The following is a 24,985-nucleotide window of genomic DNA, read 5'->3' on the forward strand; positions in this document are numbered from 1 at the left end:
TCACGGATCCCACGTACGGCCTCGTCCGGAGGTGTCCTTTGTCCGCCAGCCCGCCCCGGTCCCCCGCCCGGCCCGCCCCGCCGCAGCGCCGACCGCAGCCCACCCGTCAGGCCCCGCGGCCGCCGGTACGACCCAGCAGGCCCCGGCGGCCGCGCTGGGCCATGCGGGCGGTGACCACACTCTCGGTGGTGGTGCTGGCGTCGGCCGGGATCGGGCACTCGGTGATGGCCGGCCTGGACGCGGACATCGCCCGGGTCGACCCGTTCAAGGACATGAAGAACCGTCCCGCCGCCGGCCACGGCATGAACGTGCTGCTGGTCGGCACCGACGGCCGCGACAAGATCACCGAGCGGGAGCGGCGCAAGTTCCGGCTGGGCGGGGCGCCCTGCCACTGCACCGACACGATCATGATCGTGCACATCTCGGCGGACCGGGAGCGGGCGACGGTGGTCAGCCTGCCGCGCGACTCGTACGCCGAGGTCCCGGCGCGCGTGGACGAGACGACGCACCGCCCGTACCCGGCCCACCCCATCAAGCTGAACGCGGCCTACGCGGAGGGCGGCCCGCAGCTGACCGTCCGCACCGTCGAGGACATGACCCACCTGAAGATCGACCACTACCTGGAGGTCGACTTCATCACGTTCATGCGGACCGTCGACGTGCTCGGCGGGGTCCAGGTCTGCACCGCCGTGCCGATGAAGGACTCCTACACCGGCCTGAACCTCTCCCCCGGCACGCACACCCTGGGCGGCGGCCAGGCCCTGCAGTACGTCCGCGCCCGGCACGTCGACGCGGCCAGCGACCTGGGCCGGATGAAGCGGCAGCAGCGGTTCCTGGCGGCGCTGATCGAGCGGGCGACGTCGAGCGGGGTGCTGCTCAACCCGATCCGGTTCCGGGACGTGACGCGGGCGGTGCTGGGGTCGGTGCGGGCCGACACGGGCTTCGGCACGGACGAGCTGCTGGACCTCGGCCGGGCGATGCGCAACTTCTCCCCGTCCTCGTCCGAGTTCACGACCGTCCCCATCGGGCAGCTGGCCTACCCCGTGAAGGGCATCGGCTCGACGCTGAAGTGGGACCCGGCCGGGGCGGACCGGCTGTTCCGGTCGCTGCGCGACGACAAGCCGCTCGCGCCGCCCGCGCCCGCGCGTCCGCCCGCCGCCGCGCCGAAGCCGCAGGGGCCGCCGCCGGCGACGGTGGAGGTGGCGCCGGCCACGATCCGGGTCCAGGTGGAGAACGGCACGGCCACGGCGGGGGTGGCGCGGCGGATGGACGCGGCGCTGGCGGCGACGGGCTTCGCGACGAACCACCGGCCGGTGACCGCGGCGCACCGCGACGTGAAGCGGACGGTGGTCTCCTTCGACCCGCGCTGGGACCGCTCGGCCCGGTCCCTGGCGGCGGCCCTGCCGGGCAGCGAGCTGCGGGCCGTGCCGGGGCAAGGGCCGGTGCTGCGGGTGACGGTGGGGACGGACTTCAAGGGGGCGGTGCGGAAGGTGCGGGTGGACGAGCCCGCGCCGCAGGGGGAGACCGCCGTCATCAAGGGCGACGAGAAGGTCTGTTAGGACGATCCGCCAGGACGGTCTTTCAGGACCCGGCGGACGGACCACGGCGGGTGACGCGCGGCCGGCGGTGCCGGGCGTCACGCGCCGGAAGCGGCTCAGTGCTTGTCGACCGCGCCGGCCCAGTCGAAGTCCACGCCCATGTCGGAGTACATCTTCGAGTACCCGACGAAGCAGTTGAACTGCTCGACCTTGCCGTTGTGCAGGTACCAGAAGTCGGCGGTCGGCGCGGCGACCTTGTTGCCGTTGCCCTTGACGACGCCGGCCGGGGTCCGCAGCTGCCCGTCGAACGTGCCGTCGATCGACAGCTCGATGCTGATCACGTCGCCGTTCACGGTGATGCGCTTGAGGTCGCGGTGGACGTCGGAGAAGAGGCCCTTCATGTAGGGCAGCACGGTGCCGAGCGCATCCCCCCGGTAGGCCCGGCCGGCGACCATGTCGTTGAAGACGCCGTCCTCGGCGAAGCTGTCGACGAACGTCGGGACGTCGATGTGGCTGCCCTCCGCCACGTAGTAGTCGCGCAGGACGACCGCGAGGTTGCGCCGCTCGTGCCGGGTGAGGTGGCGGTCCGTGAGCGGGAGCTTCGCCAGTCCGGCGTTGGTCAGGTCCACGTGGGCCGCCGTGCCGCGGTGGGCGGGACTCGCGGCCTGCGACGGCGCGGCGGCGATGGAAAGACCGGCCAGGACGGCTGTCGCGGCCGTGGCGGTGATCGACTTCCGGCTGAGCAGCTTCATGTCGCGTTTCTCCATGTCCGTACTCGTGATCCGAGGACCCGTCGCACAGCCCTCTCGCCGCGCGAAGGTTTTAAATCAAACGCTCGCTTGACTTTATGAACATGGCTGGAGAAATGTCAAGCCATCGTTTGAATACATGCCGGTGCCGCGATCAGGGCGGACGAGAAGGGGCTGCGCCGGGAGGGCCGCTCAGTCCTCGAAACCCTGCGCCGCCCTGCGCTCCCGCAGCTCCCGGATCTCGCGCCGCCGCGCCAGCCGGTGGGTCCTGCGGATCTGGGCCTCCTGGTAGCGGCGGCGGTCCCGCTCGGTCTCCGTCATCACCGGCGGCACCCGGCGCGGCTTGCCGTCGGCGTCGACCGCCGCGAAGACCAGGTAGGCAGAGCCGACCTGGGTGGCGGGGGTGGACTCGTTCCAGCGCTCGGCCAGGACCCGGACGCCCACCTCCATCGACGTCCGGCCGGTCCAGTTGACCTGAGCCTTGACGTGGACGAGGTCGCCGACGCGGACCGGCTCCAGGAACGCCATCTCGTCCATGGACGCGGTGACGGCGGGACCGCCCGAGTGGCGTCCGGCGACCGCGCCCGCGGCGTCGTCCACGAGCTTCATGATCACACCGCCGTGCACCGTCCCGAGGAGGTTGGTGTCGGCGTGGGTCATGATGTGGCTCAGCGTGGTCCGGGACGCGGACGTCGGCTTGCCGGGTATGTCGGATTCCGCCTCGGGGGCCTGGTCTGTCATGGCCCCCACCTTATGCCGACGCGACAATCGCGGAATTTGTGTCGGCTTCGCAACAGCGGTGCCCTGATTTTCCTACGACCCTTGTAAGAGGCACAGTCGCTGCCTGCACACTGGGGCCCATGAGCGAATGGCCCGAGGGGCGGTCGGACGGCAACCGCGGCAACGGATACGGACGCGGCAGCGCAGGCGCGCAGCCTGAGGGCGCCCGCGTCATGCGCCAGGTGCGGCGCGGAGAGCCGTCGGCACCGCCGTACGGCGCCCCGCAGCAGGGCGGCGGCGGGTACGCCGGGGTCCCGCAGCAGCCGTCGTACAACGGCGGGTACGACGGCGGTGGCGGGTACGACGGCTACGACAGCGGCTACAACACCGGCCAGGTCTACGGCGGCGGCCCGGGGGGCGGCGGGCCCGACGGCACGCGGGAGCGTGGACCGCGGCCGGCTCCGAACTGGCGCAAGCGGATCAAGTGGACGGCGATCGTCGTCCTCGGCGTGGTGATCGTCACGTCGGTGTCGACCTACTTCTGGGCCGACTCCAAGCTGCACCGGGACGTCGACCTGTCGAAGGTGATCGACCGGCCCGCGGCCGGCGACGGCACCAACTACCTGATCGTCGGCTCCGACAGCCGCCAGGGCCTGTCCGACGCGCAGAAGAAGGAGCTGCACACGGGCTCCGCCGAGGGCAAGCGCACGGACTCGATGATGATCCTGCACGTCGGCGACAGCGGCGACACCCTGATCTCGCTGCCGCGTGACTCGAACGTGGAGATCCCGTCGTACCAGGGGTCGACGTCCGGCAAGGTCTACAAGGGCACCGGCCGGCAGACCAAGCTGAACGCCGCGTACGCCGAGGACGGCCCGACCCTGCTGGTCCGCACGGTCGAGTACAACACCGGGCTGCACATCGACCACTACGTCGAGATCGGCTTCGCCGGCTTCGCGAACATCGTGGACGCGGTCGGCGGGGTCACCATCGACATCGACAAGGGCTTCAAGGACAAGTACTCGGGCGCCGACTTCAAGGCGGGCAAGCAGACCCTGAACGGTGAGGAGGCCCTCGCCTTCGTCCGCACCCGGCACGCCTTCGCCGCGTCGGACCTCCAGCGCACCAAGAACCAGCAGAAGTTCCTGGCGGCGCTGGCCCACCAGGTGGCCACCCCGGGCACGATCCTGAACCCCTTCAAGCTCTACCCGACCCTCGGCGCGGGCCTGGACTCCCTCACCGTCGACAAGGACATGAGCCTGTGGGACCTGGGCTCGATGTTCTTCGCGATGAAGGACGTCAACGGCGGCAACGGCGTCTCGATGAACATGCCGATCTCCGGCTCCACCGGCGGCAACCTCGTCTGGGACAAGGCGAAGGTGAAGACCCTGGTCGACGAACTGAACAACGACCAGAAGGTCACCGTCTCCGGCAACTAGGCAGTACCGGCGGCGAGCGGCGTCACATGGGGAAGGGCCGGGCGCCCTTCCCCATCGGCATGTCCGGCGGCCGGCCGCTCGTACCCGACGATGGGCCAAGCGTGCCGGAGGGTGCGTCGAGGGCGCCCCGGCGGGGGTGCCCTCGACACGGTTCAGCGGGGTGTCACATGGAGACGCCCGCCATCGAGCGGCACATCTCGGCGCAGCGGCGACACGCCTCCGCGCAGCGCTTCATCTGCGGGTCGTCCGGCATGGTCATACACGCCTCGGCACACATGTCGCAGGCCTTGGCGCACATCGCGCACATCTCGGGCGAGAGCGGCGAGCGCCGCATCATCATGTCGGCGCACATCCGGGTCATCTCGGAGCAGTCCATCAGCGCGCGCATGATCCGCATGTGGGCGGGGCCGCCCTCCATGGACATGCACGAGCTCATGGTCTCCTCGCACATCGTGTGCGTGGCCATGCACATGTTGACGCAGTCCTGCATCTGCTTGGACATGGCCGTCATGGGTCCGGTCTGGGTCATGGCTCCTCCAGGGGAAGGGGAGAGGGAAGGGGGCCGGGGCGGACCCCGTGTGGTTCCCGTCCTAAGCCCGACCGCGGGGTAGCGCCATTCGGGACTGACCTGGAGAAGGCGCCCCACGAGACGTCGGCCGACCTCGACCGGCACCCCCACGGACCTCTTTGACCTGCGCGAACAACGCCGTCACCGCACATCGGGCCGGAGATGTCAGCGCCTCCGCCATCAGAGGGCGCGCGGAGGCGGTCGGTCCTTCAGCCGTCGATGATCAGGACCTTCACCAGGGCCTCGACAGCGACCGTCGCCTCCGGGGTGGCCAGCACGAGCACCGGATCAGGAGTCTGCAACAGCATTCCGCTCCAGACCCGGAAGACGGCGCTGCCGTCCGCCCCCTCTTTCGCGAAGGAGATGGATCCCGGCAGGTACCTCACGTCGTCGCGCCCTCCGGGCACCCACGATGCCGGGCCGTCCAGAAACCGGAGGTAGTTGTGACTGGTGGACGGGTACCACCGGCTCAACGCACTCGCCCGGGCGGCCAGCACCAACTCCTCCTCGACGGGAGGCACCCACGAGTCCGTGTCACGCAGCGACGCGTCATGAGCCCGTGCGCATTGCAGCTGCCAGTCCCAGTCGTCGTCCAGCGACCATCGGGTGCCGTCTCCCATGCGCCGAGTGTGACCGAACTCCTGAGCGCAGGTAACCCTCGACGGGACCGGAGCCGAACGCGCGCTCCACCGCTCTCGTCGCCCGCGCGGCCGGGCCGCCGTCGCAACGATGTCGGCACCCGGCGCCGACGACCCGGCGGAGGCATCAGAGGCCGCCTGATCCGCGTATGACAACAGCCCCCGGCGTCGAGCCGGGGGCTGTGTTGTCCGTGCAGGTCAGTGGACGGCACCCGACCTGGGGAAACCCTGCTACGGCAGGTTGCGGGCCATCACGATCCGCTGAACTTGGTTCGTGCCCTCGTAAATCTGGGTGATCTTCGCGTCGCGCATCATGCGCTCGACGGGGTAGTCGCGGGTGTAGCCGTAGCCGCCGAGGAGCTGGACGGCGTCCGTGGTGACCTCCATGGCGACGTCGGAGGCGAAGCACTTGGCGGCGGCGCCCTGGAAGGTGAGGTCGGCGTCGCCGCGCTCGGAGGCGGCGGCGGCCTGGTAGGTGAGGGCGCGGGCGGCGGCGATCTTCATGGCCATGTCGGCGAGCATGAACTGGATGCCCTGGAAGTCGGCGATCGGCTTGCCGAACTGCTTGCGCTCCTGGACGTAGCCCTTGGCGTAGTCGAGGGCGCCCTGGGCGACACCGAGGGCCTGGGCGGCGATGGTGATGCGGGTGTGGTCCAGGGTCTTCATCGCGGTGGCGAAGCCGGTGCCCTCGTCGCCGATCATGCGGTCGGCGGGGATGCGGACGTTGTCGAGGTAGACCTCGCGGGTCGGCGAGCCCTTGATGCCGAGCTTCTTCTCCGGAGCGCCGAAGGAGACGCCCTCGTCGGCCTTCTCGACGACGAAGGCGGAGATGCCCTTGGTGCGCTTGGTCGGGTCGGTGACCGCCATGACCGTGTAGTAGTCGGAGACGCCCGCGTTGGTGATCCAGCGCTTCACGCCGTTGAGGACGTAGTGGTCGCCGTCGCGGACCGCCTTCGTCGTCATGCCGCCCGCGTCGGAGCCCGCCTCCGGCTCGGAGAGGCAGTACGAGAACATCGCGTCGCCCTTGGCGAGCGGGGTCAGGTACCTCTTCTTCAGGTCCTCGGAGCCGGAGAGGATCACCGGGAGCGAGCCCAGCTTGTTCACGGCCGGGATGAGGGAGGAGGAGACGCAGGCGCGGGCGACCTCCTCGATCACGATGACCGTGGCGAGCGCGTCGGCACCGGCCCCGCCGTACTCCTCGGGGACGTGCACGGCCTGGAGGTCGTTGGCGACCAGGGCGTCGAGCGCCTCCTGCGGGAAGCGGGCCTCTTCGTCGACCGCGGCGGCGTACGGGGCGATCTTCGCCTCGACCAGCGCGCGGACGACGTCCCGGAGCATGTCGTGCTCCTCGGACGGGCGGTACAGGTCGAAGTCAGCCGATCCGGCCAAGGTCTCTCACTCCAGACGAGATGGTGCCGACGCTAATTACTGTTAAGTAACTCAAAGTTTAGAACGCGGCCCACGGAACGGTGACGTGAGGTACGCGACAGCGGGAAAGTTGCCCGCAAGGGGGCCCGGTTATGCTCGGCCCCGCAGCAGCACCCACGTCCCCGAGCTGGAGCGTTCCATGAGCCTCAAGATCACTGTGATCGGCACCGGCTATCTCGGCGCCACGCATGCCGCGGCCATGGCGGAGCTCGGCTTCGAGGTACTCGGGCTGGACGTCGTACCCGAGAAGATCGCGATGCTGGAGCGCGGCGAGACCCCGATGTACGAGCCGGGTCTCGACGAGCTGCTGCGCCGGCACGTGGCGGGCTTCGAGGGCTCCTCCGGGCGGCTGCGCTTCACCACCGACTGGGCCGAGGTGGGCGCCTTCGGCGACGTCCACTTCGTCTGTGTGAACACCCCGCAGAAGCACGGCGAGTACGCCTGCGACATGTCGTACGTCGACTCCGCGATCGCCTCGCTGGCCCCGCACCTGACCGGGCCCGCGCTCGTCGTCGGCAAGTCGACGGTGCCGGTCGGTTCGGCCGAACGGCTGGCCGCCTACCTCGCCGAGCACGCGCCGGCCGGGGCCGATGCGGAGCTGGCCTGGAACCCGGAGTTCCTGCGCGAGGGCTTCGCCGTGAGCGACACGCTGCACCCCGACCGGATCGTGGTCGGCGTGCACAGCGAACGCGCCGAGAAGCTGCTGCGCGAGGTGTACGCGACGCCGGTCGGCGAGGGTACGCCGTTCGTGGTGACCGACTTCCCGACGGCCGAGCTGGTGAAGACCTCGGCGAACTCCTTCCTGGCCACGAAGATCTCCTTCATCAACGCGATGGCGGAGGTGTGCGAGGCCGCGGGCGGTGACGTCGCCAAGCTGGCCGAGGCGATCGGGCACGACGACCGGATCGGGAAGAAGTTCCTGCGGGCCGGGATCGGGTTCGGCGGCGGCTGCCTGCCGAAGGACATCCGGGCGTTCATGGCGCGGGCCGGTGAGCTCGGTGCCGACCAGGCGCTGACCTTCCTGCGCGAGATCGACTCCATCAACATGCGGCGCCGGGGCCAGATGGTCGAGATGGCCCGGGACGCGCTCGGCGGCGGGTCGTTCCTCGGGAAGCGGGTCGCGGTGCTCGGCGCGACGTTCAAGCCGGACTCGGACGACGTCCGGGACTCGCCGGCGCTGAACGTCGCCGGGCAGATCCATCTGCAGGGCGGCCAGGTGACGGTGTACGACCCGAAGGGCATGGACAACGCGCGGCGGCTGTTCCCGACGCTCGGCTACGCGGAGACCGCGCTGGAGGCCGTGCGGGGGGCGCATGTCGTGCTGCACCTGACGGAGTGGCGGGAGTTCCGGGAGCTGGACCCGGCGGTGCTGGGAGGGGTGGCCGCGGAGAAGGTCATCCTCGACGGGCGGAACGCGCTGGAGCCGGAGCACTGGCGGCGGGCCGGGTGGACGTATCGCGCCATGGGGCGGCCGACCGCGTAGGGCTGCGGGTGGGTGGGGGCTGGTCGCGCCCACGCGGCGGTAGCCGCATATTCAATACAGCCCCGCGCCCCTTACGGGGCGCTCATGCCCAGGGCGATCGATGGAACCGGACGACACCGGTTCGGCCGAGGCTCAGTCGGCCGAACCGGTGTCTTGTTGCATTCTGCACCACCCGGCACACGCTTTTCCGGTGAACAGGCTGTGGCTTACCGGTCCTTGGCCCGGTACCGGCGCATCTTGGCACGCGCCCCGCACACCTGCATCGAGCACCAGCGACCGCGGCCGGCCGGGCTGCGGTCGTAGAACGCCCAGTGACAGGTGTCGGCCTCGCAGGCCTTGAGGCGGGTCCAGGTGCCCTCGATCGCGGCGGTGGCGACGGCCACGGCTACGCGGGAGAGCAGCGGGGCGGGGTCGGCGGGGGCGAGGGTCGCCGAGCCGTCGGCGGGGTCGACGGCGACGTGCAGGGGGGCCTGCGCGAGCAGTTCGCCCAGTGGCGCGACCTCCTGGTGCGGGGGGTACCCGGCATGCGCGAGAAGGGTGGCGCGCAGGGATTCACGGAGGGCGCGCGCAGGTGAGAGGTCGGCCTCCGTGATGCCGAGGCGTGCCCTGCCGTCCGCCGTGTCGAGCGCGTCGGCGCCCGATTCGAGGTCCAGGGTGTTCACCAGTGCCTCGACCAGGGCCAGGCCGCCCGGCGCGGGCGATCTCTCACTCATCCCTGCAAGTCACCTCCGAAATCCGGTTGCGACGTTACCTCTGCTGCGGGACCATGCGGTAACCGAAGTTACTGGTTGAACGGCTTTAGAGGTAACTCCCACTTCGAGGAGGAAGTCATGGCTCTCGCCAAGCTCGGTGTCGTCGTCCTGGACTGTCCCGACCCGTCCGCGCTGGCCGGTTTCTACGCCGGCGTGCTGGGCGGCACCGTCGAGGAGGACGGGGACTGGGTGGACCTGGCGGTGCCCGGCGGGCAGGCGCTGGCGTTCCAGCGGGCGCCCGGATTCGTGGCGCCGCGGTGGCCCGCGCCCGAGGACTCGCAGCAGTTCCACCTGGACCTGACGGTGGACGACCTGGACGCGGCCGAGAAGGGGGTGCTGGAGCTGGGCGCGAAGCCGCTGGACGCGGCGGACCGGGAACGCAGTTTCCGGGTGTACGCCGACCCGGCCGGGCACCCGTTCTGCCTCTGTGCCTGTTGAGCGACCTGTGCCCGTCGAGAGAGAGGGAGTGCTGATGGCGTCCGTCACCCGTTTGCGCAACGTAGTGATCGACTGTCCCGACCCGCACGCGCTGGCCGCCTTCTACGCGGCCCTCGTCGGGGGCACCCTGGTGGCCGAGGAGGACGACTGGGTGGTGCTGCGGCTGCCGGACGGGCTGCGGCTGGGCTTCCAGCTGGCGGAGGGGTACGTCCCGCCGGAGTGGCCGCGGGCTGACCACAACTCGCAGCAGTTCCATCTCGACTTCGACGCGGGTCCGACGTGGGAGGACGTCGACGCGGCGGAGAAGAAGGCGCTGGCGCTGGGGGCGCGGCTGCTGCGGCGCGAGGAGGACCCCGTGGCGGAGGACTTCCGGGTCTTCGCCGACCCGGCCGGCCATCCCTTCTGCCTGTGCCGGATCGACTGATCGGACCGGCTGATCGGACCGGCTGACACGACCGGCTGACACGACCGGCTGACACGACCAGGTGACACGACCGGGTGACGAGACCGGGTGACGAGACCGGGTGACGAGACCGGGTGACGAGACCGGGTGACGAGACCGGCCGATCAGGCCTCGGTGTCGGCCGGGCGGGGCGGGTTCGGCTCCCTGCGGCGCTGGGTCGCGCGGGCGGTGAAGTCGGCGCTGCGCAGCGCCCGCTGGACGTTGCCCCAGGTCAGCAGGGACAGTTCGATCTCCGACCAGCCGCGTCGGAGCAGCTCGGCGATCAGGTGGGGGTAGCCGGAGGTGTCGTCGAGGTCGCGGGGGTGCGCGACGCCTGAGTCGTAGGTGCCCGACAGGGCGACGCACTCGGGGCCCGCGACCACCCGGACGTGGTCGAGGTGGTCGGCGACGTCCGGGACGGTCGGCCCGGTCTGCTCGGCGGCCAGCGGCACCATGCAGACGCCCTTGTGCTCCCTCAGCTGCCCGAGCAGCTCGTCGGAGAGGTTGGCGGGATGCGGGCGGACGGCCGCGGCGGCGGAGCGGGTGCACAGGACCGGGGTCTTGGAGAGCGCCAGCGCCCGGGCGAGAGCCGCCTCCGGGGCACCGGACAGGTCGGCGAGCACCCCGAGCCGGTTCATCTCCCGGACCACCTCCTCGCCGAACCGGGTCAGCCCCGCCTCCCCCGCCCAGGCGGCACCCGCCAGGGAGAGCACGCGCAGCCCCAGGGACTGCAGGACCCGCAGGATGCCGAGGGAGTCGCCGACGGCGGCGGCGGAGGCAGGGCCGAGGACGACGGCGACGCGGCCGCAGTTGCGGGCGTCGATGACCTGGCCGGCGGTGCGCACCAGGCGGAGCCCCTCCGGGTGCATCTCGACCACCCGGCGTACCAGGTCCAGCTGCTCCAGGGTGGCCCCCACGGCCCGGTCGCCCCACTCCTGCGCCGGCAGGTCCAGCGACCAGAACAGCGCGCCCACGTGCCCCTCGCGCAGCCGGGGCACGTCCGTGTCCACGGCCGTCTCGCCCAGCTCCAGGTCGTACCAGGGCAGCGCCCCGAGCGCCCGGGGCAGCCCGCTGTAGCCGTCCGCGACCGGATGCGCCTCCAGCAGCGCGTGGGCCCGCTCCAGGAACGCGGAGCCGGATTCCAGCGGGAACGGGTCGTCCGGGAGGTAGTCCTCCCTGCCGACCTCGGTCGTGGTGTGGATGTCGTGCTGGAGGTCGGCCATGAAGGGCTCCGTACGTCGTCCTGAGCTACGTCGTGAAGGGGCTGTAGCTCACCGTCGCACGGCAGACCGGGAGGGTTCCTGGTGGACGGGGCGTTCGGGGGTACGCCCCGAACGCCCGGCCCATGCGGACAGCCCTCATGGACGGCCCTCATGGACGGCCCTTACGGACGGCCCTCGCAGACCGCCTCAGCCGTCGAGGTCGGCGATCGTCGCGTGGGACGGCCGCCGCGTCTCCTGAAGGCCGCGGGCCACGTCCTCCGCCGCGCCCAGCACCCGGACCGCGTTCTGCCAGGTCAGCTTCGCCAGGTCGGGCCTGGACCAGCCGCGGTCGAGGAGCTCGGCGACGAGGTTGGGGTAGCCGGAGACGTCGTTCAGGCCGTCGGGGGTGAAGGCCGTGCCGTCGTAGTCGCCGCCGATGCCGAGGTGGTCGATGCCGGCGACCTCGCGCATGTGGTCGAGGTGGTCGGCGACCGTGGCGGTGGTGGCGACCGGGCGCGGGGTGGTCTCCTCGAAGGCCCGGTGGACCTTCATCGCCGCCTCGGTGGTGTCGAGGTGGTGGAAGCCGTGGGCGCGCATGTTGTCGTCGGCCGCCGCCGTCCAGTCGACCGCCGCCTGGAGCACGAACTTCGGCACGAACGTCACCATCGCCATGCCGCCGTTGCCGGGCAGGCGTTCGAGGACGTCGTCCGGGATGTTGCGGGGGTGGTCGCAGACCGCCCGGGAGGAGGAGTGGGAGAAGATCACCGGGGCGGCGGTCGTGTCGAGGGCGGCCCGCATGGTGGTGGCCGCCACGTGGGAGAGGTCGACCAGCATGCCCAGCCGGTTCATCTCCCGTACGACCTCGCGGCCGAAGGCCGACAGGCCGCCGACGTTCGGCTCGTCGGTCGCCGAGTCCGCCCAGTCGTTGTTGTCGTTGTGGGTGAGCGTCATGTAGCGCACGCCCAGCTCGTACAGGCCGCGCAGGGTGCCCAGCGAGTTGTCGATGGAGTGGCCGCCCTCCGCGCCCATCAGGGAGGCGATGCGGCCCTCGGCGCGCGCCGCCTCCATGTCGGCGGCGGTCAGCGCGGCCCGCAGGTCGGCCGGGTAACGGGCGATCAGCTGCCGTACGCAGTCGATCTGTTCGAGGGTGGCCGGGACGGCGCCCGGCAGGTCCGAGCGGACGTACACCGACCAGTACTGCGCACCGACCCCGCCCTCCCGCAGCCGCGGGATGTCGGTGTGCAGGTGGGCGTTCTGGTGAGCGGCGATGTCACGGGCGTCGAGGTCGTAGCGGACCTGCTCGCGCAGTGCGTACGGCAGGTCGTTGTGGCCGTCGACGACCGGGAACTCGCGCAGCAGGGACCGGGCTTCATCGAGGGACGTCATTGCGTGTTACTTCCCGGAGTCCTACTTGCCGAAGCCGAAGCCGTTGGAGCCCTCGACCTTGGCCCGCAGCCGCTTGCCCTTCTCGGTGGCCTGGTCGTTGAGGTCCTGCTGGAAGTCGCGCATCCGTTGCAGCAGTTCCTCGTCGTGGGCGGCGAGGATGCGGGCGGCCAGCAGGCCCGCGTTGCGGGCACCGGCGACGGAGACGGTGGCGACCGGGACGCCGGCCGGCATCTGCACGATGGACAGCAGGCTGTCCATGCCGTCGAGGTACTTCAGCGGGACCGGTACGCCGATGACCGGGAGGGGGGTGACGGAGGCGAGCATGCCCGGGAGGTGGGCGGCGCCGCCCGCACCCGCGATGATCACCTTCAGGCCGCGCTCGGCGGCCCGCTCGCCGTACGTCACCATCTCGCGCGGCATGCGGTGCGCGGAGACGACGTCCACCTCGTACGCGATCTCGAACTCGTCGAGGGCCTGGGCGGCGGCCTCCATGACGGGCCAGTCGGAGTCGGATCCCATCACGATGCCCACGACGGGGCCAACGGCGGTGCTCATTCGGTGATCGTGCCTCTCAGGTAGCCGGCAGCGTGACGTGCGCGCTCGAGAACGTCGTCCAGGTCGTCGCCGTAGGTGTTGACGTGGCCGACCTTGCGGCCGGGCTTCACGTCCTTGCCGTACATGTGGATCTTCAGTTTCGGGTCGCGGGCCATGCAGTGCAGGTACGCGGAGTACATGTCCGGGTAGTCGCCGCCCAGGACGTTGACCATGACCGTCCACCTGGCGCGGGGCCGCGGGTCGCCCAGGGGCAGGTCGAGGACGGCCCGCACGTGGTTGGCGAACTGGCTGGTGATGGCGCCGTCCTGGCTCCAGTGGCCGGAGTTGTGCGGGCGCATCGCCAGTTCGTTGACGAGGATGCGGCCGTCGCGGGTCTGGAACAGCTCGACGGCCAGGTGGCCGACCACGCCCAGTTCCTTGGCGATCCGCAGGGCCATCTCCTCGGCCTGCAGGGCGAGCGACTCGTCCAGGTCGGGGGCGGGCGCGATCACGGTGTCGCAGACGCCGTTGACCTGCTGCGACTCGACCACCGGATAGGCGACGGCCTGGCCGTGCGGGGAGCGTACGACGTTGGCGGCGAGCTCGCGGACGTAGTCGACCTTCTCCTCGGCGAGGACCGGCACGCCGGCCCGGAAGGGGTCGGTGGCCTCCTCCGCGGTCTCGACGACCCACACGCCCTTGCCGTCGTAGCCGCCGCGCACGGTCTTCAGGACGACGGGGAAGCCGTCGCCCTCGGCCGCGAACCGGACCACGTCCTCCTGGTCGGCCACGATCCGGTGCCGCGGGCACGGCACGCCGATCTCCGTGAGCTTCGCGCGCATCACGCCCTTGTCCTGGGCGTGCACCAGCGCGTCCGGGCCGGGGCGCACGGGGATGCCGTCCGCCTCCAGGGCCCGCAGGTGCTCGGTGGGCACGTGCTCGTGGTCGAAGGTGATCACGTCGCAGCCGCGCGCGAACGCGCGCAGCGTCTCCAGGTCGCGGTAGTCGCCGACGACGACATCGCTCACCACCTGGGCCGCGGAATCCTGGGGAGTGTCACTGAGGAGCTTGAACCTGATGCCCAGCGGGATGCCCGCCTCGTGCGTCATACGCGCGAGCTGACCCCCGCCGACCATGCCGACTACCGGGAACGTCACGCCCCTAGGGTATCGGCCACGCCGGGGTGACCTGTTTCCGCCGCCGCGGCCTGGGCTCTTACCCGCCGCTTCGGCGTCTCTTGCCCCGCTCTTCCCGCGCCTTTCCGGAGCTCTTCCCAAGCCTTTCCCGACCTGTGTCGCCATCCACAGCCATCGGAGATACTGGGTCGTTAGAGTGGCTGGGTCGTAATACCTACGGACAGGAGCCCGCACAACCATGGAACGTGGTTCCTCGGGGCTGCAACGGCTCGTACGCGAAGTCGCCAAATTCGGCGCGGTCGGCGGGGCCGGCATTCTCGTCAATCTCGGTGTCTTCAACCTGGTCCGGCACGTCACCGACCTGCCGGTCGTGCGGGCGAGCGTCATAGCGACGGTCGTCGCGATCGTCTTCAATTACCTCGGCTTCCGCTACTGGACGTACCGGGACCGCGAGAAGAGCGGCCGCACCAAGGAACTCACCCTGTTCCTGCTGTTCAGCGCGGTCGGCCTGGTGATCGAGAACGGTCTGCTGTATCTGGCCACCTACGGCTTCGGCTGGGACAGCCCGCTGCAGAGCAACGTCTCCAAGTTCGTCGGCATCGGCGTGGCGACGCTGTTCCGTTTCTGGTCGTACCGCACGTGGGTGTTCAAGACGCTGCCGGCGCGTGAGGCGGTCGCCGACGCGGAGGCCATCCTGGAGCGGGCCGCCGACACCGAGAAGCCCGCACAGCGGGTCCGGTAGAGACGACACCGCGGGCAGTTCCTGGCAGGTCCTAGCGGACCATCGGCAGGTCCTCCTCCGGCTTGTGCGGCGGCGGGGTGCGGGACAGGAACAGACCGAACACCGGCGGCTGGGCCTGGAGCAGCTCCAGGCGGCCGCCGTCGGCCTCCGCGAGGTCCCGGGCGACGGCCAGCCCGATCCCGGTGGAGTTCCGGCCGCTGATGGTCCGCTCGAAGATGCGGTTGCCCAGGTCGGCGGGGACGCCGGAACCCTCGTCGGTCACCTCGACGACCGCCTGGTTGCCGGTCACCCTGGTCCGCAGGGCGACGGTGCCGCCGCCGTGCATCAGCGAGTTCTCGATCAGCGCGGCCAGCACCTGCGCCACCGCGCCCGGCGTACCGACCGCGCGCAGGTGCCGCTTGCCGGAGCTGACGATCGCCCGGCCCACGCCGCGGTAGGCGGGCCGCCACTCGGCGAGCTGCTGCTGGATGACCTCGTCCAGGTCGAAGGAGACGGCGGAGCCGGTGCGCGGGTCGCGGGAGTTCGTCAGCAGCCGTTCGACCACATCCGTCAACCGCTCCACCTGCGTCAACGCCACGTTCGCCTCCTCCTTCACGATGTCCGGGTCGTCGGTGAGGGTGATCTCCTCCAGACGCATGGACAGCGCGGTCAGCGGGGTGCGCAGCTGGTGGGAGGCGTCGGCGGCGAGGCGCCGCTCGGCGGTGAGCATCCGCCCGATCCGCTCGGCGGAGGAGTCCAGCACGTCGGCGACCCGGTCCAGCTCGGGCACGCCGTACCGCTTGTGCCGGGGCCGCGGATCACCGGACCCCAGCCGCTCGGCGGTCTCCGCGAGGTCGGTCAGCGGGGAGGCCAGCCGGTTGGCCTGCCGGATCGCGAGCAGCACGGCGGCGATCACGGCGAGCAGTGCGACGGCCCCGATGATCAGCAGCGTACGGCCGACCTCCCGGGTCACGGTCGAGCGCGGCTCCTGGACGGTGACCGTCTCGCCTTCCTCACCGTCGGCCGTGTAGTGGATGACATCGCCCTCGGGCTTCGCCCCGAGCTCGATCACCGGCTTCCCCGGGATCCGGATGACGGCGTACTGGTCCTTGCCGACCTGGCTGCGCAGTATCTCGGCGGTGACGTCCTCGTCCCCGAGGATCCGGCTGTCGACGATGCTGGCGAGACGCAGCGCCTCGGAGTCGACACGTTCCTGCGCACTGTTGCTGATGGTCCGCGACTCGACGATGACAAGAGAGACACCGAAGACGGCGATGACGACGAGCACGACGGCCAACGTGGACTGAATCAGCCGACGCCGCATTTCAGCGCCCCGTCAGGGGCGCGGGGCGCTGACATTTGCGGCTCCGCCGCGTGGGCGCGAGCAACCACACACGACGGTCGGTCGCGCGCTGTGATGTGCCACCCACCACTCAACTCTTTTCGAAACGGAACCCGACACCACGCACGGTAGCGATGTACCGCGGGTTCGCCGCATCGTCGCCGAGCTTCTTGCGCAGCCACGAGATGTGCATGTCGAGCGTCTTGGTCGACGACCACCACGTCGTGTCCCAGACCTCCCGCATCAGCTGGTCCCGCGTGACGACCCGCCCCGCGTCCCGCACCAGCACCCGCAGCAGGTCGAACTCCTTCGCGGTGAGCTGGAGTTCCTCGTCGCCCATCCACGCCCGGTGCGACTCGACGTCGATCCGCACACCGTGCGTGGCCGGCGGCTGCGCGGGCTCCGCGGCGCCGCGCCGGAGCAGCGCCCGCACCCGGGCGAGCAGTTCGGCGAGGCGGAACGGCTTCGTGACGTAGTCGTCGGCGCCCGCGTCCAGGCCGACGACGGTGTCCACCTCGTCGGCCCGCGCGGTCAGGATGAGGATCGGCACGGCGTGGCCCTCGGCACGCAGCCGGCGCGCCACCTCCAGGCCGTCCATGCCGGGCAGCCCGAGGTCCAGCACGACCAGGTCGACGCCGCCCTGCATTCCGGCGTCGAGCGCGGTGGGTCCGTCCTCGCGCACCTCCACCTCGTAACCTTCCCGGCGCAGTGCGCGGGCCAGCGGCTCCGAGATGGACGCGTCGTCCTCGGCGAGCAGTACACGGGTCATGGGGTGATGGTAGTCCGATTACGCGCAGTACTGGAGTGTGATCGGCACCAGGGATTCTTACCTTGGGGCACAGTGGTACGAACCTGTGGGCGCGAGGTGCGATCGTAGAAGGGACCTTCGAAACCGGGTGCGAGGTTCCTCCGACACCTGTGATCCGTGTCTCAAGTCCTTCCATATCCGGCAGTGTCCTGACGTACAGTGACGTGAACGCCTGTAGTACACCCGGGGACCTTTGGTGGGCATCTTGACGCTGAAGGTCTCTTTTGTGTGCGGGCTGGCCTGCCAGCCTCGAAAGGAATGACCTCTGGCCGGGCTCCGGACGCGACACAGCGTCACGGGGCGTGGATCCCGGTGGTCGCCGTCCGCCGCCCCGTGATCCGGGGCGGGCTCCCCCTGGGCGTGGGGTGGACGGTCCGACCCGCCGGTGCCGGCCGCTCCCCCCACGGGCGCGCACAGCCCCACCGCGTGCTCCGACCAGCAAGGAACGACCATGGCGTCCAGCCTGACGAAGGACTCGGTCCGACCGGGCACCCCCGGTTCCGAGAAGACCTTCTTCGGCCACCCCCGCGGACTGGCCACTCTCTTCATGACCGAGATGTGGGAGCGGTTCTCCTACTACGGCATGAAGGCCCTGCTCCCGCTGTACCTGGTCGCTCCCGGCGGCCTGCACATGAGCGCGGCCACGGCGACGGCGATCTACTCCGTGTACCTGTCGCTCGTGTACCTGCTCGCCCTGCCGGGCGGCTGGTTCGCCGACCGTGTCCTCGGTCCCCGCAAGACGGTCGCCGTGGCGGGCGCGATCATCATGATCGGCCACCTGACGCTGGCGCTGCCCAGCTCCGGCACCTTCTTCGCGGGCCTCGGCCTGGTCGCCATAGGTTCCGGTCTGCTGAAGGCCAACATCTCGACGATGGTGGGCCACCTGTACGAGGGCCCGGACGACCCGCGCCGTGACGGTGGCTTCACGCTCTTCTACATCGGCATCAACGTGGGCGCGTTCGCCGCGCCGCTGGTCATCGGCACGGTCGGCGAGAACTACAACTGGCACCTGGGCTTCGCGCTGGCCGCGGTCGGCATGGCGCTGGGTCTCGCCCAGTTCCTGCTCGGCACCCGCCACCTGAGCTCGCGTTCGGACATCGTCCCCACCCCGCTGTCCGACGCGGAGAAGAAGGCGACGCTGGCGAAGGCCGGCTTCTGGGCCGCCGTCGCCGCGGTCTTCTACGTCGTCGTCGGTGTCTCCGGCGTCTACACCCTGAACTGGCTGCTGGTCCCGATCACCATCGCCGGTCTGGTGATCCCGGTCGTCGTCATCGGTCGCATCAAGCGGGACAAGGACCTGGACCGCGCCGAGCAGTCCAAGATGAGCGCCTACATCTGGTTCTTCGTGGCCGCCGCCGTCTTCTGGATGATCTACGACCAGGGCGGTTCGACCGTCTCCCTGTTCGCCGACGCCTCCGCCAAGAACACGATCTTCGGCTGGAACTTCCCGGTCTCCTGGTACCAGTCCGTCAACCCGGTCATGATCATGGCGTTCGCGCCGGTCTTCGCCTGGGCGTGGCTGGCGATGGCGCGGCGCGGCAAGGAGCCGAGCACGGCCGTGAAGTTCGCCGGTGGTCTGGTGCTGATCGGTGCGTCGTTCTTCCTGTTCCTGGCGCCGCTGTCGATCGCCGACGGCGGGCACAAGGCCGCGGCGATGTGGCTGGTCGGGATCTACTTCGTGCAGACCGTGGGTGAGCTGATGCTGTCCCCGGTGGGTCTGTCGGTCACGACCAAGATGGCTCCGGCGAAGTACGCGTCCCAGATGATGGGCGTGTGGTTCCTCGCGGTCACCGCGGGTGACGCGACGACCGGGCTGCTGTCCATCGCGGGTGTCGACCTGAACAAGACGGGGATCGTCGCGTTCCAGGCGGCGTTGGCGGTGCTGGCCGGTGTGGCCGTGTGGATGTACCGGAAGAAGGTACGCGAGCTGATGGGCGACGTTCACTAGACGTCTCCGACGGAGGGCCACCCCATTCTTTTGAATGGGGTGGCCCTCGTGCGTTGTCGGCCAACGGTCCGTGGGGGCTGGTCGCGCCCACGCGGCAGAGCCGCACATCAGATACAGCCCCGCGCCCCTAGGGAATTACCTGGTCCTCTTTCGAGGCATGAAGGTGAAGACCGCGCCGCCCAGCAGGATGGCCGTTCCCGCCACCAGGCCCAGCGCCTTGAGTGCGCCGTTGCTGCTGTCGCCGGTCTCCGCGAGGCCGCCGCTGCTGCTACTGCTCGACGAGCCGCCCGATGTCGACGTGCTGCCCGACGCGCCGCTCGCCTGTTCCGTCGTGTCCAGGGTCAGGGAGACCTGGGTCTTCGTCGGCGTGCAGGTGGTCGTCGTACCGAGGGCCTCGACCGTCAGGACGCCCGGTGACAGCGTCGACTCGCCGCTCGCCCCCGGCTTGTACGTGCCCGTCAGGTCCGGGATCTCGATCGGGTCGCCGGACTTGATGGCGGAGGAGTTGGTGGGGCCCTCCACATGGACCGTGCCCCTGTCGGCACCGCCCAGGACCACCTCCATCGACGGCTTCACCGAGTCCGCCGGGATGTCGGCGGGGCTGTCCATCACCGACCCGTTGAACTGCACGGTGAGGTCGAAACTGCCGCCGTCCTTCTTGGCGTTGATCTGCACCGGCGAGGTCGCGCTCTTGTCGCCGATCGGTGTCTTGCAGGCGTAGGGGATGTCGACCTCCTTGCCGGTGAAGTCGGTCTGGCCGGTGCCCGTGCCGTCGGAGGCGGACGCGGAAGCCGAATCGGAAGGGGATGCCGAGTCGGACGGGCTCGCCGAGCCCGACGGGGAGGCCGATCCGGTGTCCGAGGGCGACGCCGATCCGCTCGACGAACCGTCCCCGGCCGTCACCTCGATCGTGGCCGCCTTCTCCACCGTGCCGGTCGGGGTGCACACGGTGTTCGTCCCGTACGCGTTGACGGTGTACGCGTCCGGTGCGAGCGTCACCTCACCGGGCGAGGTCAGTTTCAGCGAGCCCGTCATGTTCGACAGCACCATGTCGCCGCCCTTGGGGATCGCCGGGTTCTCGCGCGGCCCCTGCATCGCGACGTCGGCGGTCTGGGCGCCGGCCGCCTTGACCGTGCCGGACGGCTGGACCGTGTTCGCGGGCAGGTCGATGATGTCCGGGTTCTTGGACGCGGCCTGCACGAACTTCCAGGTGATGTCGACGGTGTCGCCGACCTTCGCCGTGGCGGGCGCGGTGATCTCGACCTTGGTGGTCCCGTCGATCGGGTCGGCGACCCCGGCGGGCGGTACGCAGTGGGTGGCGTACGACACCTCGGCCGCCTGGGCGGTCCCCGCGGCCGTGCCGAGCAGGGCGCCCGCCCCGGCGAGGACCAGGGCGGCCGCCGCCGCGCCCGCTCTGGCCGGTACCGGTGTCACTCTCCTTCGCATGATCACGTCGGTCCTTTCGTCGTCGGAGTCGTCGGCGTCGTCGGACTCGTCGGCGTCGTCGGAGCCGTCGGAGCCGTCGGACTCGTGGAACTGTCGTCGTGCGGTGCGGAGAGCCGGCCGCCCGTCGCGCCCGGACCGGAGTCCGGCGTGAACCACGGCAGGGTCGAGGTGGTGGCGGCCGCCGAGGGCGTGGGCTCCGGGGCGGCGCGCAGGTGCGGCACGCGGAAGACCGGGCGGGGCACTCCCCGGTGCCGGATGCCGCCGGCGCGGGGCGGCCGTACCCGGTCCACCACCGCCATGCCGATCCGGAAGACGGCCGCCGGTACGACCACGCAGAGCAGCAGCCAGAACAGGGTCACGCCCCAGGGGCGGCCGACGCCCCAGGGCTGTTCGGCGAGGACCTTGCCGTCGTACCTCAGGGAGACGGCGTAGTCGCCGTGTGCCCCGGCGGAGAGCTCGACGGGCAGTTTGACCTCCGCCTTCTTGCCGGGTGCGAGGGTGCCGTGCCACTGCTGCTCGTCCCACTCGGGGGCGAACACGCCGTGCGCGGTGCCGACCTGGAAGACGGGGTCCTTCAGGGTGGAGGTGCCCGCGTTGCCGATGGTGAAGACGAGGGTGCGGGAGGGCGGCGCGCCGAACCAGGTCAGCAGGCCCGAGGACCCGTCGAGGCGGGTGTCGGTGAGCATCGACAGGCGACCGCCGGTGGACGCGGGGGGCAGCGCCTTGACGGGGTGTCCGGCGACCTGGAACGCGGCGTCCGCGTCGGCACTGGCCCCGGTCACGGTGGCCACGTGCACCACGCACGGGCAGGGGACCGGCGGTTCGGCGACCGGGAGCTGCTTGCCGAAGGAGCCGTTCGCGTCGGTGGTGACGGCCCGTCCGTCGGCGTTGGCGCAGGAGTTGGTGCCGCCGATCACGCCCCGGGACGGACTGGACTGACCGCAGACCAGCATCATCAGCAGGGTGTGCGGCCGCCAGCCGGTGCCGCTGACGGTGACCGAACCGCCCGTGCCCGCCTGGGACTCGGACACCTTCACGGTCGGCCCGCCGGCGGCTGCCGCCATGGGCGCCGCCAGGAGCAGCGCGCACACCGCCGTCAGCATCAGGAACACCCGCACCCTCACCTCACCGCTCCCGTCAACTCGACCTCCGTGGAGGTGGGTTCGGCCGCCCGGTGGGCACGCCGCCTGCGTAGTCGTACGGCCGTCACGGCGGCCCCCGCCGTCAGCGCGCCCGCGGTCCCCGCCACCGCGTCCCAGGGCACGAACCGGGCCCGCGTGCTCGCCGTGTCCCGTGCGCCGCCCGCCGCCGTCGCCGTCAGCCGGACATCGGCCGCGTCCAGGGCGGGGTGGCCGGGCCAGGGCTCGCTGAGCCGGGTACGGGTGCCCGGGGCGAGGCGGACCGGGAGGGTGCGCGGGGACCGGTCCAGGAGGACCCGGCCGAAGACTCCGTAGGCGTGCACCGCGAGCCTGGGTACGAGCACGGTCGTACCCCGGTTGACCAGTTCGTACGTGATGCGGTCGCCGTGGACGGCGAGGTGTTCGACGGTCAGCGCGGAGAGCGCGGGGCCGCCGACGCGCAGCCGGATCCGGACGGTGGCGGTGCGGCCGGCGCGGTCCTCGGCGACGAGCCCGCCGACCCGGTCCCCGGGCGCGGCACCCGCCGGGACGGTCACGGTGAAGGGGACGTCGGCACGGGTCCGGGCGGGGACGCGCACGCTGTCCTCGGCGAAGGTGACGGGGACGCGGGCGCCGGTGCCGGTGCCTGTGCCTGTGCCTGTGCCGGACAGCCGTAACGTGAGCGGGTGTCGGCCGGAGTTGGTCACCGACACGGTGTCCTGGAGGACCGTCCCGGGGGTGCCCTCGGCGTAGAAGGACGGCCGGCCGCCGCCCGCGGGCGCGAGGGACCAGCCCTCGGCGGCCGACGCGCGCGGGGCGCTGGCGAGCACGGTCAGCGCGGCGAGGCCGAGGACACGGGCGGCGGACTGGGCGGACGGCATGGGCGGCTCCAGCGGTCGGACCCGGAGGTCAGCGGCGTACGGTCTGGTTCCGCCGGGTCAGCCAGAGGGTGCCGGCCGCGCCCGCGAGGAGCACGGTGCCGCCGAGGGTGCCGAGGGCGACGAACGAGTCCTCGGGACCGGTCTTGGGGAGGGTGCCGCCGGAGTCGGTGCCGGTACCGCCGGACGACGACGAGCCCGAACTGCCGGAGCTGCCGGAGCTGCTCGAACCGCCGCCCGCCGCGGTCACGTCCAGAGAGAGGGACGGGCCGGGGTTGTTGGTGGGGGTGCAGGTGGTCGTCGTACCGAGCGCCTTGATGGTGAGCGTGCCCGCCGTGAACGTCACCTTGCCGGACTTCTCCGGGGTGTAGGTGCCGCTCAAGTCGTTGATCTTTATGGGGGTGTTGGCGGGGATCGCGGCCTGGTTGGCGGGGCCGGTGACGTTCAGGGTGCCGCTGTCGGCGCCGCCGAGTTTGATGGTGGCGCTCGGGTTCATCGCGCCCTTGCCGAGTTCGACGGGGCTGGAGGAGACGCCCTTCTGCCAGGACATCGTGATCTTGTAGCCGCTGCCGCTCTTGACGCCCGTGATGTCGATCGGGGAGACGGCGCTCTTGTCGCCGATCGGCGTCTTGCAGTGGTAGTTGACGTTGACGACGGAGGCGTGCGCCGCGGGGGCGGCGAGCAGCACCGCCGATCCGGCCAGGGCGGCGGCGGACGCGAGCACGGCGGTACGTTTCGGGTACGACGACACGGTCGGTCCACCCCATTCGTTACTGACGAGGTATCAGATTCGGCCGTCAAGGTACGCCGGGGCTCATAAGGAGGGAAGAGAAAGGGCGTGGCGGAAGTGTGGGGATGCAGAAGCGCCCCGTACGTCTGAAAGCGTCCGCGACTGAAGCGCCCCGAAAGGGGCGCGGGGAACTGCGCGATCAACCCCCACCGGCCGTCAGCCGAAAACCAACGCGGCGCCCCCTTACGCCGGCGCCCCCAACTCCGCCCACACGGTCTTCCCGGCCGCCCCGGCGGTCCGCACAACCCCCCAGTCCAGACACAACCGCTGCACGATGAACATCCCGTGCCCCCCCGGCCGGCCCGCCCGATGCGGCGTCCGCGGTGCCGGCTCCCCGACCCCGCGGTCGGACACCTCCACCCGGATCACCTTCCGGTCGCAGGCCAGGAACAGCTCGTCCGGCCCCTCCGCATGCAGGCACGCGTTCGTGACGAGTTCGGAGACGACGAGCAGCACATCCTCGGCGGCGGCCCTGCGGTCGGCCGTCGCGGCCGGCAGCCACCCCCACGCGTGCAGCGCCTGGCGGGTGAAATCGCGGGCGAGCGGTACGACCCCGCTCTCGCCGTGGAGGCGCAGACTGCGGACCTGACGACCCCCCGTCGAGGCCGGCAGCTCGTCGGACGCCGCCTCCTCGGACATCCCCGAAGCGCCGCTGGGCTCCGGGCCGCGGTCGCCCGGCGGGTAAGGCCGGGTGGTGCTCATCAGCGCTTCACCTCACCGATTCACCGGTTCACATGGAAAATATCGGGTTGCTGCGGTTCGTACGGACCTGCCTGCGCGCCCGGCTCGAACGGTCCGGGCCGGGCGGCGACAGATCCAGAATCTCTCCTGCCCGAGCGATCCACGGGAACACCCCCCGGTTTCCGGACGCCGGGCCGGCCGGGGCTCAGCCCTTGCCGCCGGTCGCGCCGCCCCCACCGCCACCGTCGTCGTCGGCCAGCGCCGCCTCGACGGAGTCGTGGACGGTGAAGACCGCCTCGGCGCCGGTGATCTCGAAGACCCGGGCGACGACGGGCAGCATCCCGGCGAGGTGCACCCCGCCCCCGGCGGCCTCGGCCCGCAGCCGGGCACCGAGCAGCACGTTCAGCCCGGTGGAGTCGCAGAACTCCAGGCGTGAGCAGTCGACGACAAGGCGCGAGAAGCCCTTGTCGAGGAGATCGTCGAGCGGCTCGCGCAACAGGTCGGCGGTGTGGTGATCGAGCTCACCCGCCGGAATCACGACGGCGCTGGAGCGCTCTTCCCGCACCTCCACCAGCAGCCGGCCCGACTGTGCGCTGCCGACCGTCCCGTGGTCCATTGCCGTCTCTCTCCCGAGGTCGTGACCGCTTTTGCCACCGTCCGGCCGTTGCCCGACGATGCCCACCGATGTCCGCCCGAACGCCGTGCCGACGCCCTCGAACATTACGCCTTCTGCACGCAACCCGACACCCGAACAACCTCTCAGAACAGGACAAACCCTAATAGAACGGACTTGCGACCGG

25 protein-coding genes are annotated in these 24,985 nt (G+C 70.9%); 7 read left to right on the plus strand and 18 right to left on the minus strand.

What is annotated here, in order from left to right:
- Nucleotides 1-161 precede the first annotated feature (161 nt).
- Complete coding sequence (locus ACGF5O_RS38030) at nt 162-1,559, plus strand: LCP family protein (RefSeq protein ID WP_393814494.1); 1,398 nt, start codon at nt 162-164, stop codon at nt 1,557-1,559.
- Between the two features lie 95 nt (nt 1,560-1,654).
- Here the strand turns inward: ACGF5O_RS38030 and ACGF5O_RS38035 are convergent, their stop codons facing one another.
- Nucleotides 1,655-2,290 carry a nuclear transport factor 2 family protein gene (locus ACGF5O_RS38035; protein WP_393814495.1) on the minus strand — a complete coding sequence of 212 codons (636 nt, stop codon included), beginning with the start codon at nt 2,288-2,290 and terminating at the stop codon, nt 1,655-1,657.
- A gap of 189 nt (nt 2,291-2,479) precedes the next feature.
- On the minus strand, nt 2,480-3,028 hold the full coding sequence (locus ACGF5O_RS38040) for an acyl-CoA thioesterase (protein WP_393814496.1): 549 nt from the start codon (nt 3,026-3,028) through the stop codon (nt 2,480-2,482).
- A 119-nt stretch (nt 3,029-3,147) separates the two neighbouring features.
- Here ACGF5O_RS38040 and ACGF5O_RS38045 point away from each other — a divergent pair, with 119 nt between their 5' ends.
- Nucleotides 3,148-4,446, plus strand: coding sequence for an LCP family protein (locus tag ACGF5O_RS38045; RefSeq protein WP_393814497.1), 1,299 nt, complete (start codon nt 3,148-3,150; stop codon nt 4,444-4,446).
- Nucleotides 4,447-4,609: 163 nt separating this feature from the next.
- Here the strand turns inward: ACGF5O_RS38045 and ACGF5O_RS38050 are convergent, their stop codons facing one another.
- From ACGF5O_RS38050 to ACGF5O_RS38060, 3 genes are all read right to left on the minus strand, one after another.
- Entirely contained in the window at nt 4,610-4,975 is a 366-nt protein-coding gene (locus ACGF5O_RS38050) for a four-helix bundle copper-binding protein (RefSeq protein WP_393814498.1), read from the minus strand.
- Nucleotides 4,976-5,223: 248 nt separating this feature from the next.
- Entirely contained in the window at nt 5,224-5,634 is a 411-nt protein-coding gene (locus ACGF5O_RS38055; protein WP_393814499.1) for a hypothetical protein, read from the minus strand.
- 249 nt (nt 5,635-5,883) lie between these two features.
- Complete coding sequence (locus tag ACGF5O_RS38060; RefSeq protein WP_362600161.1) at nt 5,884-7,041, minus strand: acyl-CoA dehydrogenase; 1,158 nt, start codon at nt 7,039-7,041, stop codon at nt 5,884-5,886.
- Nucleotides 7,042-7,219: 178 nt separating this feature from the next.
- On the opposite strand from ACGF5O_RS38060, the gene ACGF5O_RS38065 reads away from it, so the two are divergent.
- Complete coding sequence (locus ACGF5O_RS38065) at nt 7,220-8,563, plus strand: UDP-glucose dehydrogenase family protein (RefSeq protein WP_393814500.1); 1,344 nt, start codon at nt 7,220-7,222, stop codon at nt 8,561-8,563.
- A gap of 206 nt (nt 8,564-8,769) precedes the next feature.
- On the opposite strand, the gene ACGF5O_RS38070 is transcribed toward ACGF5O_RS38065, so the two are convergent.
- A complete protein-coding gene (locus ACGF5O_RS38070; protein WP_393814501.1) occupies nt 8,770-9,276 on the minus strand; it encodes a CGNR zinc finger domain-containing protein in 507 nt (168 codons plus the stop codon).
- 117 nt (nt 9,277-9,393) lie between these two features.
- Here ACGF5O_RS38070 and ACGF5O_RS38075 point away from each other — a divergent pair, with 117 nt between their 5' ends.
- Entirely contained in the window at nt 9,394-9,753 is a 360-nt protein-coding gene (locus tag ACGF5O_RS38075; RefSeq protein WP_393814502.1) for a VOC family protein, read from the plus strand.
- Between the two features lie 34 nt (nt 9,754-9,787).
- A complete protein-coding gene (locus tag ACGF5O_RS38080; RefSeq protein ID WP_393814503.1) occupies nt 9,788-10,177 on the plus strand; it encodes a VOC family protein in 390 nt (129 codons plus the stop codon).
- 143 nt (nt 10,178-10,320) lie between these two features.
- Here ACGF5O_RS38080 and ACGF5O_RS38085 read toward each other — a convergent pair whose 3' ends face one another.
- The 4 genes from ACGF5O_RS38085 to ACGF5O_RS38100 form a co-directional block, all read right to left on the minus strand.
- The gene (locus tag ACGF5O_RS38085; protein WP_393814504.1) at nt 10,321-11,418 is read right to left on the minus strand and encodes a dipeptidase; all 1,098 of its coding nucleotides are present in this window, start codon (nt 11,416-11,418) and stop codon (nt 10,321-10,323) included.
- Nucleotides 11,419-11,604: 186 nt separating this feature from the next.
- On the minus strand, nt 11,605-12,783 hold the full coding sequence (locus ACGF5O_RS38090; protein WP_393814505.1) for a dipeptidase: 1,179 nt from the start codon (nt 12,781-12,783) through the stop codon (nt 11,605-11,607).
- Nucleotides 12,784-12,804: 21 nt separating this feature from the next.
- Nucleotides 12,805-13,338: a 5-(carboxyamino)imidazole ribonucleotide mutase gene (purE, locus tag ACGF5O_RS38095; protein WP_393814506.1), complete on the minus strand. Its 534-nt coding sequence runs from the start codon at nt 13,336-13,338 to the stop codon at nt 12,805-12,807.
- The gene (locus ACGF5O_RS38100) at nt 13,335-14,474 is read right to left on the minus strand and encodes a 5-(carboxyamino)imidazole ribonucleotide synthase (RefSeq protein WP_393814507.1); all 1,140 of its coding nucleotides are present in this window, start codon (nt 14,472-14,474) and stop codon (nt 13,335-13,337) included. Before ACGF5O_RS38100 ends, purE begins: the two co-directional genes overlap by 4 nt.
- Nucleotides 14,475-14,691: 217 nt before the next feature.
- Here ACGF5O_RS38100 and ACGF5O_RS38105 point away from each other — a divergent pair, with 217 nt between their 5' ends.
- Nucleotides 14,692-15,195 carry a GtrA family protein gene (locus tag ACGF5O_RS38105; protein ID WP_393814508.1) on the plus strand — a complete coding sequence of 168 codons (504 nt, stop codon included), beginning with the start codon at nt 14,692-14,694 and terminating at the stop codon, nt 15,193-15,195.
- Between the two features lie 31 nt (nt 15,196-15,226).
- On the opposite strand, the gene ACGF5O_RS38110 is transcribed toward ACGF5O_RS38105, so the two are convergent.
- Together ACGF5O_RS38110 and ACGF5O_RS38115 are read right to left on the minus strand one after the other, a co-directional pair.
- Entirely contained in the window at nt 15,227-16,498 is a 1,272-nt protein-coding gene (locus ACGF5O_RS38110; protein ID WP_393814509.1) for an ATP-binding protein, read from the minus strand.
- 109 nt (nt 16,499-16,607) lie between these two features.
- Nucleotides 16,608-17,285: a response regulator transcription factor gene (locus ACGF5O_RS38115; RefSeq protein ID WP_016436346.1), complete on the minus strand. Its 678-nt coding sequence runs from the start codon at nt 17,283-17,285 to the stop codon at nt 16,608-16,610.
- A 490-nt stretch (nt 17,286-17,775) separates the two neighbouring features.
- On the opposite strand from ACGF5O_RS38115, the gene ACGF5O_RS38120 reads away from it, so the two are divergent.
- Nucleotides 17,776-19,272 carry an oligopeptide:H+ symporter gene (locus tag ACGF5O_RS38120; protein WP_393814510.1) on the plus strand — a complete coding sequence of 499 codons (1,497 nt, stop codon included), beginning with the start codon at nt 17,776-17,778 and terminating at the stop codon, nt 19,270-19,272.
- Between the two features lie 135 nt (nt 19,273-19,407).
- Here the strand turns inward: ACGF5O_RS38120 and ACGF5O_RS38125 are convergent, their stop codons facing one another.
- From ACGF5O_RS38125 to ACGF5O_RS38150, 6 genes are all read right to left on the minus strand, one after another.
- Nucleotides 19,408-20,718, minus strand: a complete 1,311-nt coding sequence (locus ACGF5O_RS38125; protein ID WP_393814511.1) for a hypothetical protein — start codon at nt 20,716-20,718, stop codon at nt 19,408-19,410.
- Nucleotides 20,719-20,720: 2 nt separating this feature from the next.
- Nucleotides 20,721-21,821, minus strand: coding sequence for a hypothetical protein (locus tag ACGF5O_RS38130; RefSeq protein ID WP_393814718.1), 1,101 nt, complete (start codon nt 21,819-21,821; stop codon nt 20,721-20,723).
- Nucleotides 21,822-21,838: 17 nt separating this feature from the next.
- Nucleotides 21,839-22,717 (minus strand): hypothetical protein, encoded by an 879-nt coding sequence (locus ACGF5O_RS38135; protein ID WP_393814512.1) that lies wholly within the window; start codon nt 22,715-22,717, stop codon nt 21,839-21,841.
- A 28-nt stretch (nt 22,718-22,745) separates the two neighbouring features.
- Nucleotides 22,746-23,465 (minus strand): LPXTG cell wall anchor domain-containing protein, encoded by a 720-nt coding sequence (locus tag ACGF5O_RS38140; RefSeq protein WP_393814513.1) that lies wholly within the window; start codon nt 23,463-23,465, stop codon nt 22,746-22,748.
- A gap of 222 nt (nt 23,466-23,687) precedes the next feature.
- Nucleotides 23,688-24,206: an ATP-binding protein gene (locus tag ACGF5O_RS38145; RefSeq protein WP_393814514.1), complete on the minus strand. Its 519-nt coding sequence runs from the start codon at nt 24,204-24,206 to the stop codon at nt 23,688-23,690.
- Nucleotides 24,207-24,390: 184 nt separating this feature from the next.
- Nucleotides 24,391-24,801 carry an STAS domain-containing protein gene (locus ACGF5O_RS38150; protein ID WP_393814515.1) on the minus strand — a complete coding sequence of 137 codons (411 nt, stop codon included), beginning with the start codon at nt 24,799-24,801 and terminating at the stop codon, nt 24,391-24,393.
- Nucleotides 24,802-24,985 lie beyond the last annotated feature (184 nt).

It is taken from the genome of Streptomyces sp. NPDC048291, assembly GCF_043201715.1.
Classification (GTDB): Bacteria; Actinomycetota; Actinomycetes; order Streptomycetales; family Streptomycetaceae; genus Streptomyces.